The sequence below is a fragment of the Ochrobactrum sp. EDr1-4 genome, assembly GCF_049199085.1.
Taxonomy (GTDB): Bacteria; Pseudomonadota; Alphaproteobacteria; order Rhizobiales; family Rhizobiaceae; genus Brucella.
On sequence record NZ_JBLZOF010000004.1, the window covers coordinates 227,768 to 246,176 of the forward strand.

Consider the following 18,409-nt stretch of genomic DNA (forward strand, 5'->3'; position numbering starts at 1 on the left):
ACCCAATGATAATCTTAGAATATAAAGAGGTTTGAGACACCCAAAGATGTGCTGCATGTCGTGCAGCAAGCTGAACAGTAAGAGTAAAATGCCCGTTCGTCATATAATCAAATACCCAGACCAAAGCCTGCGCACCGTCGCAAAACCTGTTATCGACTTTGATCAAGCCCTGCGAAATCTTGCCGACGATCTGCTTGACACAATGAGGGCAGCGCCTGGTATTGGCATAACGGCACCGCATATAGGCATTGCGGAACGGCTGGTTGTTCTTGAGCTGTCCAAAGAAACTGGCCCCCGCATCTATGCGAATCCAGAAATTATCTGGGCATCTGACGAAACTATTCGCCATCAGGAAGGCAGCGTCTCGATGCCCGGAGTTGTAGATGAGGTTGAGCGCCACGCACGCATTCGAATCCGTTATCAGGATCTCGACGGCGTTTCCCAAACTGAGGAATCCGACGGACTGCTCGCGGTTTGCCACCAACATGAAATTGATCAACTCAACGGCATTTTCTGGATCCAGCGCTTGTCCCGACTAAGGCGCGAACGGCTCATCAAGCGCTTTGAGAAATTGCATCGTTAAAATATTTTCAAGACAGCTAAATAAGTGCTTTTAAATTGTTGAGTTCTTCTGAGGGTTAATATCTAAGTATAGTTCTTATCATGCCCCCCGGATCATAACCTTGACCAAACAACCATTAGCTTCGAATATCACGTTCTCACGTACTGCTGTCATCAGCACAGCGATGATATTTGGCCTGACATATAGCCTTAGCGCTGCACTGATCGCACTCGATCTTGACGAAATGGGCTATAGCGAAGCTATTATTGGTGCGAACGCAGCCATGCATGCGGTCGGGGTTCTTTGTATGGCATTTTTGTTGCCACGCTTAAGCGCTCTGCTTGGAATGCGCCTTCTGGTCATCGTTGCTCTTGCCGCAGCAGCACTACTTCTTGGACTGTTTCCAGCTATTCCGCTGATTTGGCTGTGGTTTCCATTGCGTATCCTGCTGGGGGCTGCATCGGAAACACTGTTTGTCGTATCCGAGACCTGGTTAAACTCACTCAGCACGGATGAAAACCGCTCAAAAACCATGGGCATATATACTGCCGCGCTATCACTTGGTTTTGCTCTTGGACCCTTGATCCTTTCACTTGTTGGGTCGAGTGGTTTTCTTCCCTATTTCATTGGCTCTGCTCTTGCAATTATCGCGGCATTGGCAATTGCCAGCCCGAAAGTAACTGCACCGCCAATTGACGACAAGCCGCATGGAAGCCCGCTCCAATATCTAGCATTAGCGCCCGTAGCACTTGCCGCGACAGTGCTTAATGCAGCAATTGAATCAGCCGGCCTTTCATTTCTCCCGCTATATGCTGTCGATCTCGGATGGAGTGAAAATCAGGCGACACAACTTATGTCGGTTATGATGTTTGGTGCTATTGTCCTCCAGATCCCAATCGGCTTTCTCGGAGACAAGGTTAATCGCCAAACATTGCTGCTAGTACTCGCAGCCTTGTCTGCGGCAGGTGCAGCGGTCTGGCCATGGGCGCTTACTTTGCCATGGCTAACCTACACGCTGCTGTTTGTCTGGGGTGGTGCATTTGTTGGCATTTACACAATCATGCTCAGCGTGGTGGGAAGCCAGTTTAAAGGTGCGCAACTCGTCGGCATTTATGCTAGCATGGGACTGATGTGGGGTGTGGGAGCACTGGTCGGACCACTCTTTGCAGGGATTGCACAGCAATATCTGGTCCATGGCCTGCCGGTTTTTGTAACCATCGCATGCTTGGCTTTTCTCACATTGGCTTTGACCGTGCGTAAACGCAGCCCGGCAGCGACCAATTAGGCATTACCTTTCAGAAACTTAAGGACTGACAGAGCCTTCATACAGAAGGCCCTAATCCTAAGATTGCAACCAAATCTTAACCACTTATTTACCACGTTTGTAAGAAACTGAACCTAGCAAATCATTGCGCCGATTTGTTCGTGGATTCGAACTTTGGCGGTTTCTGTTTTTGAAAAGCGAATTTCATATGGCAAACTCACATCAGGCTTCTGGTTCTCGTTCCGTCATCGACGAACTCAACGCCCTGCGTGAGCGTCATGTAACGTCAACGGCACCAAATTGGAGTGCTATGGACGAGCTGCACAACACATTGGCACAGCTAGAAAAACGCCTCAGCAACTCGAGTGAAATGAACGTACGAGAGCGCTTTTCCGAGCCTCACGCTTCGGACAGACGCATTGAGGATATTGCAGAAATTGCTGAACATCTCCGTCGCTTAAATCGCGAAAAAGATGTCTTTGGGCAATATGGAGAGCGAGTATCGCCAGCTATATCGCGGCATTCATACAACAGCCGTGAGGAACAGCGCTCACCAGCTTTTGACGCTGGTCTTCTTCGACAGATGGACAGCCGACTGGATGAAATCAGCCGCGCAGTTATTGCCGCTAATCAGCGCCAGCAATCAGATCACGAAGAAGCGCTTCGTATGGAGCGTATAGAAGCCCGTCTGACCGAACTCACGCAGCAGCTTGATAACTCTGTGGCAGACCAGAATGCTGATACGCTTTTCCGTCGCCTTGGTGAGTTATCGCAGCGTATTGATGCTTTAAGTGAAGGTTCGCACCTCCCTGACGAGGCAATTGAGCATCTGGCACAGCAAATCAATCTTTTGGCACATCAAGTTGGACGGGTTATGGAAAACCTGAGCCAGCCTGATTATCATATTATCGAGTCACGACTTGAAGCAATTGGCCAGAAGTTAGAAGCTGCCGAGAAATGGTCAGCTGAACCGAACCCTGCCCTGCTCGAGAAGATAGATAACAAATTCAAAGAATTAACGAAGCGTCTGGATGCACAATATGCAAGCCACTATGCAGAAAGCGGCTTACTCCATACGCTTGAAGGCCGTCTTGATGACATCTCACAACAAATTTCGCTGAGCCTTTTACAAACTCCACCATTGAGCGAAATCGCTGTGGCAGAAAGCGAAGCAATTCGCGGGCTAGAAAATCAGATCGCGAATTTGGCGCGACAACTGGCAAAGCCGTCTGCAGAATTTGCGGAATTGAAACCGCGACTTGATACCATAGAGCGTTCAATCCTCGACAGTCGCGAAACATTTCTGGATGCCGCGCGCGAAGCCGCTGAAACAGCCATTGCGCGTGTTTTGAAACATGGCACGCAACAAGACACAACAATAGCACTTCAGCTCGCAAATGATATGAAGTCACTTGAAACGCTTGCACGCAATGCAGATGAGCGAAACAGCAAAACATTTGAAGCTGTCCACGAAACACTTATAAAAGTGGTTGATCGGCTCACCAATCTTGAGCGGCAAATCGATATACGCCCCAATGCTTCATCGCTTGCAGCAAAGCCAAAGCCTGTTGCAAACCCTTATTCTGTGGCATCAAACACTGCTCCAAAAAGTGCAACTCCACTCGTTGAGCAACAGAAAGCCCCTGCTGTCGATGCAGTCGGCGGCGGTGAGACCCTTGCACGGCTAACGCCGAAAACACGGCGCGAACCTGTCTTGGGCGCATCGTTGGATTCTGTTCAGCCCGACAGTGACGGTGTGCTTGACCTCAACACGATCATGAAGCGTGTGCGCGAGGAACGCGGCCAGCAAGATGAAGAAGAAACAAAGGTAAACAAGAAAGCTGATCTGATTAGCGTTGCTCGTCACGCCGCACAGAAGGCCGCTGAAGAAGCAAGCCGACTTGAGCTGGTTACGGAGCAAAATAAAGATAATAAGAAAAGCTCACTCAGCGCTCTGTTCGGCCGCCAGCGCAAGCCAATTCTGATGGCAATTGGAGCGGTAATGCTCGCTATTGCAGGCTTGCAAGTCGGAGCAGCTTTCCTTGAAAACAATCAGCAAGCAGAGATTGCCGCTACCGACAGCACACCAGAAATCGATAACAACACAACCGCCTCCATTGCACCTACCAATGAAAGCAAGCCTGCGAGCAGCATTCAGCCAATGCCGCAGCTTTCCATACCGGAAACGCAAAATACAGAGCCACAAGCATCAGTCACTCCGACTGCGCCACAACCGGAATTACAACCTGAGCAAAATAGTTTTTCTGATGAAGCACCTGCTCAGGAAATGGAAGCTACAGCGATCGAAGTGCCTGCTGATGCTGGCCCTTCAGCACTGCGCGAGGCTGCGGAATCTGGCAATGCCCATGCGCTTTTTGAAATCGGTAACCGCTACTTCGAAGGTATTGCAGTTTCAAAGAACGAAGCTGAAGCAGCGAAATGGTACGCACTCTCGGCCCAAAAAGATTTTGCGCCAGCGCTTTATCGCCTTGGAAACATGAATGAAAAGGGGCTCGGAATGCCCCGCAATATCGGCAAAGCCATTGATTGGTATCAGCAATCAGCGCAAAAGGGCAATGCCGGGGCTATGCACAATCTGGCCGTTCTCTATGCTTCAGGTGCAGGTGGTTCTCCCGACAATGCCGCCGCTGTTCGTTGGTTCACAGATGCAGCCGAACTCGGCGTAAAAGACAGCCAGTATAATCTTGGCATTCTGGCGGCACAGGGGCTCGGAATGCCGGTCAATCTGGAAGAAAGCTATAAATGGTTCGCACTCGCTGCAAAGGCTGGCGACAAGGATGCTGCAGACAAGCGCGACCAGATTGGTGCGGCGCTGAAGCCGCAACAGCTTCAGCGCGCAAAAGACACAGTGGAACTCTGGAAGGCAAAGCCGCTTAATCAGGAAGCCAATTCAATCGACACACCTGAAAGCTGGTTGGATTCCAAACCCGTTGCACAAGCAACAGTCGATATGAAAAAGGCCGTCCGCAACATCCAGCTTATTCTCCAGAAGAATGGTTATGATGTTGGCACCGCTGATGGCGTGATGGGCAACAAAACCCGTAACGCCATCTCGGAGATTCAAAAAGCCAATGGTCAGGAGCCTACTGGCGAAGTCAACCAGCAGCTCGTCCAGCTTTTGCTTGAAAAGAACAAATAATCATTCGATCAGGGCGCGATGCTGTCCTGATCGGCGATGATCGATTTCGCATCGCAATAGAGCCTTGCACTTTCATTGTCTTTGGTGTCGTTCGAAAACTTTTCTGTCGACGAATAGACGCGCACTTCTGCGTCTCGTATAGCACCACCGAGACGCTTATCTTCCGTCACTACAAAAGCATAAACATATTCACCGCGCGCATAACCCAAAGCCATAGTCATATCGGTCGGATGATCGACATTGGTGTCTTTGGTCGAAAACCACGTCGAGTTAGTTTCAAAATAGAGTTCGGACGGTTTGGTTCCAGTTACATAATTGTAATAGGCTTCTTTCTTATCGGGATGCGCTTTTGGGTCCGCGATACGACAAAATTCGACACGCGCATCGCGATCTGGAATATTGCAGGCAAATTGCGTCTGCCACGGCGGAATGCAATTGGCCATTGCTGGCAGTGGAAGAAATGTCGTCAGCGCCAGAACCACATATTTCATAATAGCTTATCGCTTCCCGCTCTAATCGTGTTTTACGAATGAACGGATATATTAGAATATTAGCGCTATAAAAAGCGAAAAAATGATTTAATTCTGGTCGTTACTCGTTGCCATAAGTAACAGGTTGAATCCTCTCGATACGGAATAATATTAAAAGAATAACAAGGGGAAGATTCATGCTGCTATATGTAAATAATGAAATGGAAAATGGCATTATTGCAAAAATACCCCTTGCTCTCGACAAGGACATTAAGGGGTTTCAAGGCGATGCCATCGACTTTGAAATTTCATCGATCAAGGGGCAACTCATTCCAGCAGACGATGTTCAGCCGTATAAATCCTTATTCAAAATTCTTTCTGGAAGCTCAGAACTAAAAAACATTCATATGGCTTTGTCGTTTAATCTCAATTTCGTCACCCCAGACGGTAAGAAAACGTCGTTGACGCGATCAAGCCCCACCGATGAATGGCTTATTACCAACGGTGACTACTACTGCGATGTCGCAACATCGTTTGGCTTCACATCCGGTAGCAAATTCGCAGGAAATTACAGCGCAAGCCTTACCAACGCGTTCCTTTATGTCATTAAAGGTGGCAGCCTGATCGACAACAAAATGTCGGAACCGATTGCGATCAAAGCGCAATTTTACCCATCATCAGCACACTCGGCGATCACACCAAAAGATGGCATTCAAATCGTGATCAGCAACCGTCAAAGCGGAACCGAATAACGGACAGTTTGGGGTAGTTAAAGATTGCATATTGTTGTCCACAAACAACAAAGTTCTATTTTCTTTGGTCATGTCACTTCAAAGTAACTCTATTTGCAATCGGCGTTTGACTTCACAACGTCGAAAGAGCAAACCCATAGAGTGCATTTTCTGTGATGATTTTCAGCTAACATGCACGCCAAATCAAATTGTTAGAACCACGTTCTCATAGATTTCTACGAAAACGGGTTTTAGCGAATTTAAAACAGACCTTGCGGCACCGCGCGACCGCATAGGGCTGCGTGTTGTGCGTTTTAAAACCGGGTTCGGAATTGGGTATTTACCTTCCCATTGCGGAATTGTCGGTCAACATGCTGGTTCTGCTTGGCATGGGTGCCGCTGTTGGTTTTCTTTCCGGTTTGTTCGGTGTCGGCGGCGGATTCCTCATCACGCCGCTGCTGATCTTTTACAACATTCCACCCGCAATTGCCGTTGCAACAGGCGCCAATCAGGTCATCGCTTCGTCGGTTTCAGGCGCACTTGCCCACTTCAAACGGCGAACGCTCGACATCAAGCTCGGGCTGTTTCTTGTTGCGGGCGGTATCTTAGGATCACTGCTCGGTATCTTTGTTTTCTCGTGGCTGCGTGATCTGGGACAGCTCGATCTTATCGTTTCGATCCTTTACGTCTTCTTTCTCGGCACTGTCGGCGGACTAATGCTGGTTGAAAGCTTTCGCGCACTTCGACGCGTAAAAAAGGGACAGGCGGGCGCAATCCGCCGCCCCGGTCAGCATACGTGGATCCACAAACTGCCCTTCAAGATGCGGTTCCGTGCTTCGACAATTTATGTCAGCATCATACCTGTGCTCGCCATTGGCTTCTTCATCGGCCTGTTATCATCAGTGATGGGTGTCGGTGGCGGCTTCATCATGGTGCCCGCGCTGATCTATCTGCTCCATGTGCCAACGAATGTGGTTGTCGGTACGTCGCTATTTCAGATTACTTTCGTTACAGCTTTCACCACAGTGATGCAGGCGACGACAAACCAGTCAATCGACATAGTGCTGGCGTTTCTGCTGATGCTCGGCGGCGTGATCGGCGCGCAATATGGCGCGCGTGCCGGGCAAAAGCTGCGCGGTGAACAATTACGCCTACTGTTGGCGCTACTCGTCCTCGCCGTTGGTCTGCGTCTTGCATTTGGCCTGTTTGTGCGGCCTGATAATCTGTTCTCGATATCAATAGCGGATATGTGACATGCGGAAATTCGCACTCATATCCACGCTATTATCCGGCCTTGCTGCAATACCCGCATCCGCGCAAATCAATTCAAACGGCGACGGCAATGGCGTTCCACAGCTTCAAAATCCGGCTGAAGAAACAATCGAAATCGGCCTTTCAACCGAAACAATCGCAATCACTTCCAATTTCGGAGGCACCGATCTGACGATCTTCGGTGCTCTCGACAACGCGGATCCTACAATCCTTCGCCGCGGACGCTACGATATTATCGTCGTGCTACAAGGCCCGTCGCGCGATCTGGTGGTGCGTAAGAAAGAACGTTATCTCGGTGTGTGGGTGAATGCGGATTCCGAAACATTTCTCAATGTACCGCTATCCTATTCGCTCGCATCAACGCGTAACTTGCAGGATATTGCTGACGATAAGCTCTATCGTCAGCTGTCCGTTGGTGTCCGCAATTTTTATCTGCGCCCGGAAGACCCCGCCAGTCTGTCAGGCAACATTCCAAAATTTGGCAATGAATTGCGCGAGATGAAAATCCGGCAAGGACTATACAGCCAACGTATCGGTGGCGTTGAGTTTCTCTCACGCACTCTGTTTCGCGCAACGCTGAACCTTTCAGCCAATGTGCCGGTTGGACGTCATCGCGCACGCGCACTGCTGTTCCGCAACGGTGTTTTCTTGCGCGAAGCCAATGCAAGCCTTGAAATCGTAAAAGCCGGTGTCGAGCAAAGCATTTATGATGCGGCACATAAATATAGCTTCTATTACGGTTTGTTTGCTGTGTTTCTCGCCGTCTTCACCGGATGGGCAGGCCGCATTCTGTTCAAACGCGATTAACCTCCGACCAGCGCCGCATGTGCAATCGGGTAGATCTTACCCTGCCCCAGCATGTAAGCGCGCAGCGTTGTATCCATAAACAGCCCACGAAATGCCCGATCCAGCACATTGAGCGCGCCGGTATATGCACCAAACGCCGGCATAATCAGCCGTTCACCGTCGCTTGCAAAACATGGGCGCCGCACCGAGCGCCCGCGTCGTACAATCCTCGCTGCCGGATGAAGATGGCCTGCCACCTCTCCTTGCGAATTTATACGCGATGGCTCATGTCGGAATGTAAGCGGTCCGATTGCCAGTTCCTCAACACAATCGCCGGGCAGATCAACCGGACGGTCAGGATCATGATTACCCGTAATCCAGAACCAGTCACGATGCTCTATCAGTGATTTGAGACGGATTGCATAAAGTGAAGGCAGGCGTTCACTGGCTTTCGCATCATGAAAACTGTCCCCCAGACTGATCACCGTGCGCGGCTGATAACGCGCAATTACAGATGCCAGCATATCAAGGGTCACAGCGGTATCATAAGGCGGAATAAGCTGACCTCGCCGGGCAAACGACGAGCCTTTTTCGAGATGCAGATCCGATACAACCAGCATATGAAGGTCCGGCAAATACAGCGCGCCACAAGGATCATAAATGGTCGCGACCCCACGCACCTCACCATGCGCGAGACTGTAAGCCTCACCGTTTCCCCAAACTGCGGTCATTCTATCGCTTCTCTGATCAGTTCATCCGCTGCCTCTTCAAGCAGCATATCATCACCCTCACCGGCCACGCGTTCACGTCCGATTTCAAGCATCACCGGCAACGCCAGTGGTGAAATTCGGTCGAGCGGTTTATGCAAGAGATGCCCCTTCACTCGCGCCAGCATATCACCCAAACGTTTAATGTCTAAAAGACCGGTCGCAGCATCGGCGCGCGTTGCCTGCAACAAAATATGATCTGGTTCATGCGTGCGCAGCACGTCATAAATCAGATCGGTGGAAACCGTCACCTGACGGCCCGTTTTCTCCAGTCCCGGATGACGCCGCTCGATAAGCCCGGAAATCACGGCACAATTGCGGAAAGTTCGTTTGAGAAGATAACTTTCATCAAGCCATGCTTCGAGATCATCGCCCAGCATGTCCTCATCAAACAGACGCGTCAGATTGAGTTTGCCCGCGCCAATCATCGCGCCCATGTCTTTAAGACCCCAAAGCCCCAGCGAATAATCGGTCGCGACAAAGCCCAGCGGATGCGCGCCCATACGCTCCAGACGCCGGGTCAGCAGCATACCAAGCGTCTGATGCGCAAGCCTGCCCTCAAAAGGATAGGCGACCATATAAAACCGTCCGCCTTTGGGGAAAGTCTCGATAAGCAATTCATCTGTACGCGGCAGAACGGACTTGAACGCCTGTACTTCCAGCCATTCCCGCACTTGTTCGGGCAGAAACTGCCAGCGCGAACGGTCTGCCAGCATCGCACGCACCTGAGAGGCGAGATAGGTCGAAAGCGGGAATTTACCGCCAGCATAGACCGGGATTTTAGCATCTTGTCCCGCAGCGTTGGAGGCCATGCATTCATTTTCACGAATGCCTTCAAACCGCAGCACTTTTCCTGCAAAGAGAAATGTGTCGCCCGGCGTGAGTGTTTCGAGAAAATATTCCTCGATCCGGCCCAGAACGCGGCCACCTCTCGCATTGGCTCCCTTACCGCTGCGCGTAAGCCTCACATTCAGCTCCGGCGCTTCAACAATCGTGCCAATGTTGAGGCGATATTGCTGCGCAATGCGCGGATTTGAAACCCGCCATGTGCCATCGACAGTCTTGCGGATTTTGGCAAAGCGCTCATAGGTTTTAAGAGCATAGCCGCCGGTTGACACAAAATCGAGAATTTTATCAAAAATTTCGCGCGTGAGTGTTGAATAGGGCGCAGCGCTTTGCACTTCCCGATAAAGCTGATCGGCATTGAAAGGCTCGGCACAAGCCATGCCCAACACATGCTGCGCCAACACATCCAGCGCACCATCGATCAATGGCGGCGTATCCTGCGCACCGATATAATTCGCATCAAGTGCAGCGCGACACTCCATCACCTCAAAACGATTAGCAGGCACAAGAATGGCGCGGCTGGGCTCATCCATACGATGATTGGCACGACCGATACGTTGCGCAAGACGGCTGGCACCCTTTGGCGCACCGACATGAATGACCAGATCGACATCGCCCCAGTCGATGCCAAGATCAAGCGTTGAAGTCGCGACCACGGCGCGCAATGTGTTGGCTGCCATAGCCTGTTCGACCTTGCGGCGCTGACTGGCATCGAGTGAACCATGATGCAGCGCAATCGGCAGCGTATCCTCATTGACGCGCCAAAGTTCCTGAAACAGCATCTCCGCCTGACTGCGCGTGTTGACGAACAGCAGCGTCGTGCGATGGGCGCGGACCGCCTCATAAATATCCGGGATCGCATAGCGCGAGGAATGCCCCGCCCATGGCACGCGCTCTTCGGAATCGAGAATGGTAATCTCTGGTTTCGCACCGCCATCAACAGTCACGAGACCAGATTTCGGTTCCGTTCCATCCTGTTCGACCAGCCAGCGACGCAATTCGTCAGGCTGCGCGACAGTTGCGGACAATCCGATTGTTTGGAGTTGTGGTTGCAAACGGCGCAGACGCGCAAGACCCAGAGCGAGCAGATGACCACGTTTGGAAATGACCAGAGAGTGCAGCTCATCCAGCACCACATAACGCAAGCCTTTGAAAAACTGCTCCGCCCCTTTGGAGGCGATCAGCAAAGCAAGCTGTTCCGGCGTGGTGAGCAGAATATCAGGTGGTGCCAGTTTTTGCCGCTGACGCTTATGTGCAGGCGTATCGCCAGTGCGGGTCTCAATCGTAATATCGAGGCCCATCTCCTCGACCGGGATAGTGAGATTACGATGAATATCGACCGCCAGCGCCTTAAGCGGCGATATATAAAGCGTATGCACGCCTTTTTTTGCCATGCCCGGCTTTTTTCTGCCCCGTTGCTCCAGATCGACCAGCGCAGGCAGAAAACCAGCCAGTGTTTTGCCAGCACCCGTCGGTGCGATCAGCAGCGTGGATTGCCCCTGTTCGGCACGTGAAAGCAGCTCCAGCTGATGAGCGCGCGGCGACCAGCCCTTCTGTGCAAACCATTTGATAAAACGGTCTGGCAGATCAAAGGCTTCCGTCGGTGTGGTCGGGGTCCGGTTCAGCGTCACCCCACCAATCTAGTGCTCCCAAGTCTTTCCGCCAAGATGTTTGTTCACTTTTGTTCTCATTTTATCAGGAGTATTTTTATGGGCTCTTTCCAGCGCGAAGGTGCTGACCTATCTAACCATCTATGCGCTTCAACGAGCTTCTGCACTCCACACCCAAAGGCCTTTACTGCCCGCCCGGCGATTTTTATATCGATCCGGTACGGCCAGTTGATCGCGCGCTTATTACACACGGTCATTCTGATCACGCACGCGCTGGTCACACCCACGTGCTTGCGACCCGGCAAACACTCGACATCATGGCGATCCGCTATGGTGCGGATTTTGCGGGCAGTTCCCAGCATGCCGATTTTGGCGACGTGCTTAATGTTAACGGCGTCACAGTCAGCTTTCACCCTGCGGGGCACGTACTCGGTTCAGCGCAGATTGCCGTCGAGCAAAACGGCACGCGTATTGTGGCATCGGGGGACTATAAACGCGCATCCGATCCGACTTGCTCACCTTTTGAGCCCGTCGCTTGCGACGTATTCATCACTGAAGCAACATTTGCTCTTCCAGTTTTTCGGCATCCTGAAGCAGCGCACGAAATCGAGACACTGCTTAAATCGCTCAAACAATTTCCTGAGCGGGCGCATCTGGTCGGGGCCTATTCCCTTGGTAAGGCACAGCGCGTTATAAAACTCATCCGCAATGCAGGTTATGATGAACCGATCTATATCCATGGTAGCCTGCAAAAACTCTGCGATTATTATCAATCTCAGGGCATAGATCTCGGCAAACTGGAACCTGCGACGCTTGAACGGGGTGAAGTAGCGCCCGATTTTGCTGGAAAGATCGTCGTTGGTCCGCCCTCTGCGTTGGCTGATCGCTGGGCACGACGCTTTCCTGATCCTCTGCCAGCATTTGCGTCGGGCTGGATGCGCATCCGTCAACGTGCAAAGCAGCGTGGCGTGGAATTGCCCCTGATCATTTCCGATCATTGCGACTGGGATGAGCTCACCGCCACCATCAGCGAGATAAAACCCGCCGAGGTCTGGGTGACGCATGGGCGTGAAGAAGCATTGGTTCGCTGGTGCGAATTGCAGAACATTCCTGCACGCCCGCTCCATCTTATCGGCTATGAGGACGAGGGAGACTGATGCGCGCTTTCGCTGAACTTCTCGACCGCCTTGTCCTTACTCCGCAACGCAATGGAAAATTGCGCCTGTTGGTCGATTATTTCCGCACCACGCCCGATCCAGACCGTGGGCTGGCGCTGGCCGCCATCACGCGCGATCTCGAATTGCAAAGCGTCAAACCCGCAATGCTGCGTGCGCTTATGACTGATCGCAGCGATCCGATGCTTTTTGCCTATTCCTACGATTATGTCGGCGATCTTGCCGAAACGATCTCGCTGATCTGGCCCGGCCCAAATGAAACGCCAGTGGGAGCCAATCTGCCGCTCAGCGTGGTTGTGCGCGAATTGCAGAATGCTTCGCGTCGCGAAGGTCCGCTGCTCATTGCGAGTTGGCTTGATGTGCTGGGTATTTCCGAACGTTATGCCCTTCTGAAACTTGTAACAGGCGGCTTGCGCATTGGTGTTTCATCACGCCTTGCAAAGCAGGCGCTAGCGAACTTAGGCAACGTAGACGTGGTTGAAATCGAAGAACTGTGGCACGGTCAGGTTCAGCCTTACACCGCACTGTTCGACTGGCTTGAAGGCAAAGCTCCAAAGCCTGCGGCCACTGCCGATGCACCGTTCAGACCTGTGATGCTGGCGACTGCACTGGATGAAGCCGAGATACCCTCTCTTGATCCATCTGCCTATAGTGCAGAGTGGAAATGGGACGGTATTCGCGTGCAGGCAGTATCCGAAAACGGCGTGCGGCGGCTTTATTCGCGCACCGGCGATGATATTTCTGGCACTTTTCCCGATGTACTTGAAGCGATGGATTTCGACGGTGCCATAGATGGCGAATTGCTGGTGGGGCACCATGGCGAAACCGGCATTGACACCGCAACATTTTCCGATTTGCAACAGCGGCTTAATCGCAAAACGGTGACGGCAAAACAGTTGCACGAATATCCGGCTTTCATCCGTGCCTATGATCTTTTGCAGGATGGCACGCAACAATCAGGCGAAGATTTACGCGCTCTGCCTTTTGCCGAACGACGTTCGAGGCTCACTCAATTCGTAGACAAGCTCGATAAGCGCCGGTTTGATCTCTCACCCGTGCTTGAATTTTCGGATTTCAGCGAACTCGCGAAACTGCGCCTCAACCCTCCGCATCCGGTTATTGAAGGCCTTATGCTTAAACGGCATGATAGCACATATGTACCCGGACGCCCCAAAGGCCCATGGTTCAAATGGAAGCGTGATCCGTTCACCATCGATGCCGTGGTGGTCTATGCGCAGCGCGGGCACGGCAAGCGTTCCAGCTATTATTCCGATTTCACCTTCGCTGTGTGGACCGGCCCCGAAGACACACCCGTTCTTGTACCAGTTGGCAAGGCCTATTTCGGCTTCACAGACGAAGAGCTGAAACTGCTCGACAAATTTGTCCGTGAAAACACCATTGAACGTTTTGGACCTGTGCGTTCTGTGCGCGCGGAGCAAAACCATGGCCTTGTGGTGGAGGTCGCCTTTGAAGGGCTTAACCGGTCTACCCGACACAAGTCCGGTGTTGCCATGCGCTTTCCGCGCTTCTCGCGCCTGCGCTGGGATAAGCCACCCCGCGAAGCGGACCGGCTAGAAACGCTGGAAAAGCTCTTGAGTTGATTATTCCACAGCCGCAGTCGTCACGCGGATTGCAAATATATCGACAGCCTTGCCGGAACTGCTCAGATCGGAATTGATCGTAATCTTGCCTGCGCGTCCCGCAGCCTGTCCTGCCTGAAACTCCTGATCAAACAGGAAATCTCCTACAGAATCGCGAACGTCATAGCGCCTGCGACCACAATCACCAAGACCCGCAAAATCGCAATTGACCGACATTTGCGTGGTTTTGCCATCGTCGCTACGGGCAACAATATCGAAGGTAGCCTTCTTACCAGCAAGCTGATTAAGCACGCCTTCACCGACATCAAATGTCACAGTATCATTTACGCCGTTTGACTGCACCCGAACAAAGCTGTTTGTGCCTTCGCGCATGATGTCAGCTTTGGCTCCTCCTTGTACAGACATACGTGTAGCATCAGTAGGTGTGAAAATATTGATCCAGTTACGGCCTTCAGGATCCTCACCTTCCTTGATCGGAGCCATATTGTTCTCTGTGAGAAGCGGGCTTGAACCATTTCCACGCGTGAAATCGGCAAAGCTATTATAAAGTGAAAACCCGATAAGCCCTAGCACAACAATAACCAGTACTGGGATGCCAACGCTGATGAGTGGCGAGCTGCGCGTCTTCTTGCGGTCTTTGCGCGAAACACCAGCATCATAATCAGATGCGGTACCAGACCGGGCCGAACCGCGCTTTTTCTTTTTAGAATCGGTACGAATATCTGCTGCATCGAGTGCGGGACCGGCTTCGACACTGCTATCACCAAGCACTGGATCAATGGATTCCGGCACACCGAGCGAGTGTTCCCGACGGGTTGAAGCCGCCTGCACGGACTTGAACTCATTTTCAATTTCCGAGATCGCGTCTTTAACTTTCTCGCGCCGCTGCCTTTTTTGCTCTTCGCTGAGTGCGGTGTTAGCAACAAGCGCACGCTCATGCGCACCCCATGCAGCTTCATAGATACGCTGCCGGGCGGCCGGACTATGCGCGTCCGACCTTGCAAATGCATTTCTTATAGCGCGCTCGATACTTTCCAAAGGGCAGTTCTTCCTCGGTTTTTCATAATCCGGTTCAGCGTTTTTCTTGGTTCTCGTACCCTGACTGAGTCCCCCAAACAAAGCCAACTACATGAGCCTCAGCGAAATTAACGACTGAATCAAGGCATTTAGCGGTTCTGCATCCATTTTGGCTACCCGCGATGCCCGATAAAGTTATCAATTATTAACTTTATACCTCTTTTTCCATCGAGCCATTGCCGAAAGTTTATACGACTCCACATCGAAACCGCCTCGCTGTGACCCACTACCTCTCTAAATATTTTCACCTTGCGGTAAGCGTCAACCGTGTTAGAAATATTACGTTTACGCAAACGTCAATTTTTGGAGGATAAAATGGCATTGCCGGAAATTTTGAAAAACAAACTGCGCATTCCTGTTGTAGGAGCGCCTCTGTTTATCATCTCCAATCCGGCTCTGGTGCTGGCACAATGCAAAGCGGGCATTGTCGGCTCATTTCCTGCCCTGAACGCACGTCCGGAAGCGCAGCTTGACGAATGGCTGTCTGAAATTACAGAAAGTCTGGCCGCGTATAATGCCGCCAACCCCGATCGCCCAGCTGCACCGTTTGCCGTTAATCAGATTGTTCACCGCTCAAACAAACGGCTCGAGCACGATCTTAGCCTCTGTGTGAAATACAAAGTGCCAATCGTTATCTCCTCTCTGGGAGCCGTACCTGAAGTCAACGCCGCGATCCACTCCTATGGCGGCATCGTACTCCATGACGTTATCAACAACCGCCACGCCAATTCAGCCATCCGCAAGGGTGCCGATGGCCTCATCGCCGTTGCAGCAGGCGCTGGTGGCCATGCGGGTCTACTTTCACCCTTTGCGCTTATTCAGGAAATCCGCGAATGGTTTGATGGTCCACTGCTGCTTTCTGGTGCGATCGCCAATGGCGGTGCAATTCTCGCAGCACAAGCCATGGGCGCAGACCTCGCCTATATTGGCTCTCCTTTTATCGCGACGACAGAGGCCCGCGCATCAGACGCTTACAAACAAATGATCGTGGAATCGAATTCGTCCGACATCGTTTACTCGAACTACTTCACTGGCATTGCCGGCAATTACCTCAAGCCATCAATCGCAAATTCTGGCCTTGATCCGGAAAATCTGCCTCAGGCCGACCCAACGAAAATGGACTTCGATAAAGCACAACAGGAAGGCGCAAAAGCCTGGAAAGACATCTGGGGCTGCGGACAGGGAATTGGCGTAATTAAAGAAGTTGCGCCTGTGTCAGAGCTGGTTGAGCGTCTCGCATCTGAATATACCTCAGCGCGCAACCACATCTGTGGAGGCGCATAAATGGGATTCGCCTATTGAGACCTCCATCTTTAAAGAAGGTCTGAGACAAACATACAGAACGTGCGTTTTGGACCTTGCTTTCCTTCCCGCTTTTAGTTATCAGCGCAACGTTCAGTCACAATTGGCTGATAGTCCTTCTGGACACGGGAACCTTTGTTCCGGGCCGCTTTAGCTCAGTTGGTAGAGCACATCATTCGTAATGATGGGGTCAGCAGTTCGAGTCTGCTAAGCGGCACCATAATTGTTGGTTTTTTTCATACATTTCAATGATTTAGTTCGAATGAACGAGTTTCAATCCACCCGAACATCCACCTTATTATAATCCTTGGTTCGCATTGCATGCGACAATCTGTCAACGGTAGATAGGCATCCCTATCAGCACCGCTCTCCCGTTTGATAAACTTCGATATTAAATCAAATCGCCTCGCGCGCGTGCACGTGCTGCTCGCAAAAATCTTCCCCGCGCAGAGACCGACTGACAAAACTCACCCGAGAAAAATTCACAAAGTACGCAAGAGACGAACTGACAAAACTGACAGAACTCCACGGCAGCAGAAAAAAATATTGAAACGCCCCATTGGGAAACTGACAAAACCGACAAAACGCCAGCGAAAAAAATCACCAAATACGCCAGAAGCGAACCCTCAAAACCTTCAAAACTATTGGCAAAGCAGAAAAAACATCGAAAACGCTGCTAAGCAGAACCTTCAAAACCCTTTCAGGTTAATCGCCGCCCAAATTGGACAGCCAGTAAATCGCAGTATTTTACTGATTGGAAACTCGCTATCGTCGCGCTAGGCACTCAGACGAGCCATTTCGCTATCAACTTTTGAGAAGATTAATGAAAAAGATTATCGCCGCTGGGCTGCTGTCTATATTTACGTCTCAAGCCACTATGGCCGACACTCAAGGTTCGCTCAATTTACCACACCGCGTTTCGAAGCAAGACTTCGTCATCTATATGGCTGGAGTGATGGCAGCAGGATTGTATTGCGAAGGGCTGGAACTCAATGGTTCTTACATCCAAGGTTTTCAGGATGCGACCGGCCTCATGTTGCCTTTCGCAGAACCGGGATACAGAGAAGAATTTAAACGGAGAGAAAAGGAAGCAAAGGAAGATACCGAAAATTACTGCAAGCTTGCAATTGTAATGTTTCATAAGGATGTGAAACCAAGGGCACTACTTGCACCTTTGCTAATGAATAAAGTTCCAAAAGATTGATTTTCAGGTAGCCGAGGCCTTATTCCGCTTTTGGTTCCCATGATTGTTTTTCATGGTGCCCTCTGTGCATGAATAAACGCCGCTGGTTGGTCAGCGCGCAGAAAAAGGCCGCGGAGTATTAGGTTAATCTTAGGGTGCCTCCTCATCGTATAGACGCTCAGTCCATCCGATTAACCGCGGCTTCTGCTCGCGATATGATAGCAGATAAATCGGTATTTCTCTCGCGTAGTGATGTCAGATTAATCGGTGAAGCCTCGCGCGCGCGTATTGGTCTCGAAAGTGCGTTTTTCGGATATTTCCGAGAAAGGGTATCAGTTGAACATATACCCTTGGAGATAACGCCGCACGGCGCGGCAAGTCAGCCGGACGAAATGTGTTCGCTTGCATTTCAGTTAATATGGGAATTTCTGAGATTAATAGGTCGGTATGGATTTCATACCAATCTCACATGCGGCGGATTTCGTCGGACGACCTGAAACGATAGTCGTGATACCTCCACCCGCCTTGAGGGATGCGCAGAAGTGAGAGCTTTTCGGCCTAATTGCGTTCATCCAAAAGCTTGATGAGCCGCTCGTGCGTTTT

General features: G+C 51.2%; 14 protein-coding genes and 1 tRNA gene. 11 read left to right on the forward strand and 4 right to left on the reverse strand.

Features of this window, described 5'->3' with window-relative positions; translation table 11 throughout:
• Positions 1-88 precede the first annotated feature (88 nt).
• From ACOZHT_RS15965 to ACOZHT_RS15975, 3 genes are all read left to right on the forward strand, one after another.
• The gene (locus ACOZHT_RS15965) at positions 89-583 is read left to right on the forward strand and encodes a peptide deformylase (RefSeq protein ID WP_339512591.1); all 495 of its coding nucleotides are present in this window, start codon (positions 89-91) and stop codon (positions 581-583) included.
• A gap of 100 nt (positions 584-683) precedes the next feature.
• On the forward strand, positions 684-1,847 hold the full coding sequence (locus ACOZHT_RS15970; protein ID WP_339512589.1) for an MFS transporter: 1,164 nt from the start codon (positions 684-686) through the stop codon (positions 1,845-1,847).
• A gap of 187 nt (positions 1,848-2,034) precedes the next feature.
• Entirely contained in the window at positions 2,035-4,986 is a 2,952-nt protein-coding gene (locus ACOZHT_RS15975; protein WP_421565984.1) for a peptidoglycan-binding protein, read from the forward strand.
• 8 nt (positions 4,987-4,994) lie between these two features.
• Here the strand turns inward: ACOZHT_RS15975 and ACOZHT_RS15980 are convergent, their stop codons facing one another.
• Positions 4,995-5,477: a hypothetical protein gene (locus tag ACOZHT_RS15980; RefSeq protein WP_339512585.1), complete on the reverse strand. Its 483-nt coding sequence runs from the start codon at positions 5,475-5,477 to the stop codon at positions 4,995-4,997.
• Between the two features lie 200 nt (positions 5,478-5,677).
• On the opposite strand from ACOZHT_RS15980, the gene ACOZHT_RS15985 reads away from it, so the two are divergent.
• From ACOZHT_RS15985 to ACOZHT_RS15995, 3 genes are all read left to right on the forward strand, one after another.
• Positions 5,678-6,208 (forward strand): hypothetical protein, encoded by a 531-nt coding sequence (locus ACOZHT_RS15985; RefSeq protein ID WP_421565985.1) that lies wholly within the window; start codon positions 5,678-5,680, stop codon positions 6,206-6,208.
• Positions 6,209-6,519: 311 nt separating this feature from the next.
• Positions 6,520-7,440: a sulfite exporter TauE/SafE family protein gene (locus tag ACOZHT_RS15990; RefSeq protein WP_339512581.1), complete on the forward strand. Its 921-nt coding sequence runs from the start codon at positions 6,520-6,522 to the stop codon at positions 7,438-7,440.
• Position 7,441: 1 nt separating this feature from the next.
• Positions 7,442-8,266, forward strand: coding sequence for a TIGR02186 family protein (locus ACOZHT_RS15995; RefSeq protein WP_339512579.1), 825 nt, complete (start codon positions 7,442-7,444; stop codon positions 8,264-8,266).
• On the opposite strand, the gene pdeM is transcribed toward ACOZHT_RS15995, so the two are convergent.
• Positions 8,263-8,976 carry a ligase-associated DNA damage response endonuclease PdeM gene (gene pdeM / locus ACOZHT_RS16000; RefSeq protein ID WP_339512578.1) on the reverse strand — a complete coding sequence of 238 codons (714 nt, stop codon included), beginning with the start codon at positions 8,974-8,976 and terminating at the stop codon, positions 8,263-8,265. The genes ACOZHT_RS15995 and pdeM overlap by 4 nt on opposite strands.
• A complete protein-coding gene (locus ACOZHT_RS16005; protein WP_421565986.1) occupies positions 8,973-11,489 on the reverse strand; it encodes a ligase-associated DNA damage response DEXH box helicase in 2,517 nt (838 codons plus the stop codon). The genes pdeM and ACOZHT_RS16005 overlap by 4 nt, the downstream gene beginning before the upstream one ends.
• Before the next feature lie 122 nt (positions 11,490-11,611).
• Between ACOZHT_RS16005 and ACOZHT_RS16010 the strand changes: the two genes are divergently transcribed.
• Positions 11,612-12,625, forward strand: coding sequence for a ligase-associated DNA damage response exonuclease (locus tag ACOZHT_RS16010; RefSeq protein ID WP_339512574.1), 1,014 nt, complete (start codon positions 11,612-11,614; stop codon positions 12,623-12,625).
• Entirely contained in the window at positions 12,625-14,244 is a 1,620-nt protein-coding gene (locus ACOZHT_RS16015) for a cisplatin damage response ATP-dependent DNA ligase (protein WP_339512572.1), read from the forward strand. The genes ACOZHT_RS16010 and ACOZHT_RS16015 overlap by 1 nt, the downstream gene beginning before the upstream one ends.
• Here the strand turns inward: ACOZHT_RS16015 and ACOZHT_RS16020 are convergent, their stop codons facing one another.
• Positions 14,245-15,282: a hypothetical protein gene (locus ACOZHT_RS16020; RefSeq protein WP_421565987.1), complete on the reverse strand. Its 1,038-nt coding sequence runs from the start codon at positions 15,280-15,282 to the stop codon at positions 14,245-14,247.
• Between the two features lie 354 nt (positions 15,283-15,636).
• On the opposite strand from ACOZHT_RS16020, the gene ACOZHT_RS16025 reads away from it, so the two are divergent.
• The 3 genes from ACOZHT_RS16025 (at position 15,637) to ACOZHT_RS16035 (ending at position 17,827) form a co-directional block, all read left to right on the forward strand.
• The gene (locus ACOZHT_RS16025; RefSeq protein ID WP_339512568.1) at positions 15,637-16,605 is read left to right on the forward strand and encodes a nitronate monooxygenase family protein; all 969 of its coding nucleotides are present in this window, start codon (positions 15,637-15,639) and stop codon (positions 16,603-16,605) included.
• A 162-nt stretch (positions 16,606-16,767) separates the two neighbouring features.
• A tRNA-Thr gene (locus tag ACOZHT_RS16030) sits at positions 16,768-16,843 on the forward strand.
• Between the two features lie 603 nt (positions 16,844-17,446).
• Entirely contained in the window at positions 17,447-17,827 is a 381-nt protein-coding gene (locus ACOZHT_RS16035) for a hypothetical protein (RefSeq protein WP_421565988.1), read from the forward strand.
• The last annotated feature ends 582 nt before the right edge of the window (positions 17,828-18,409 follow it).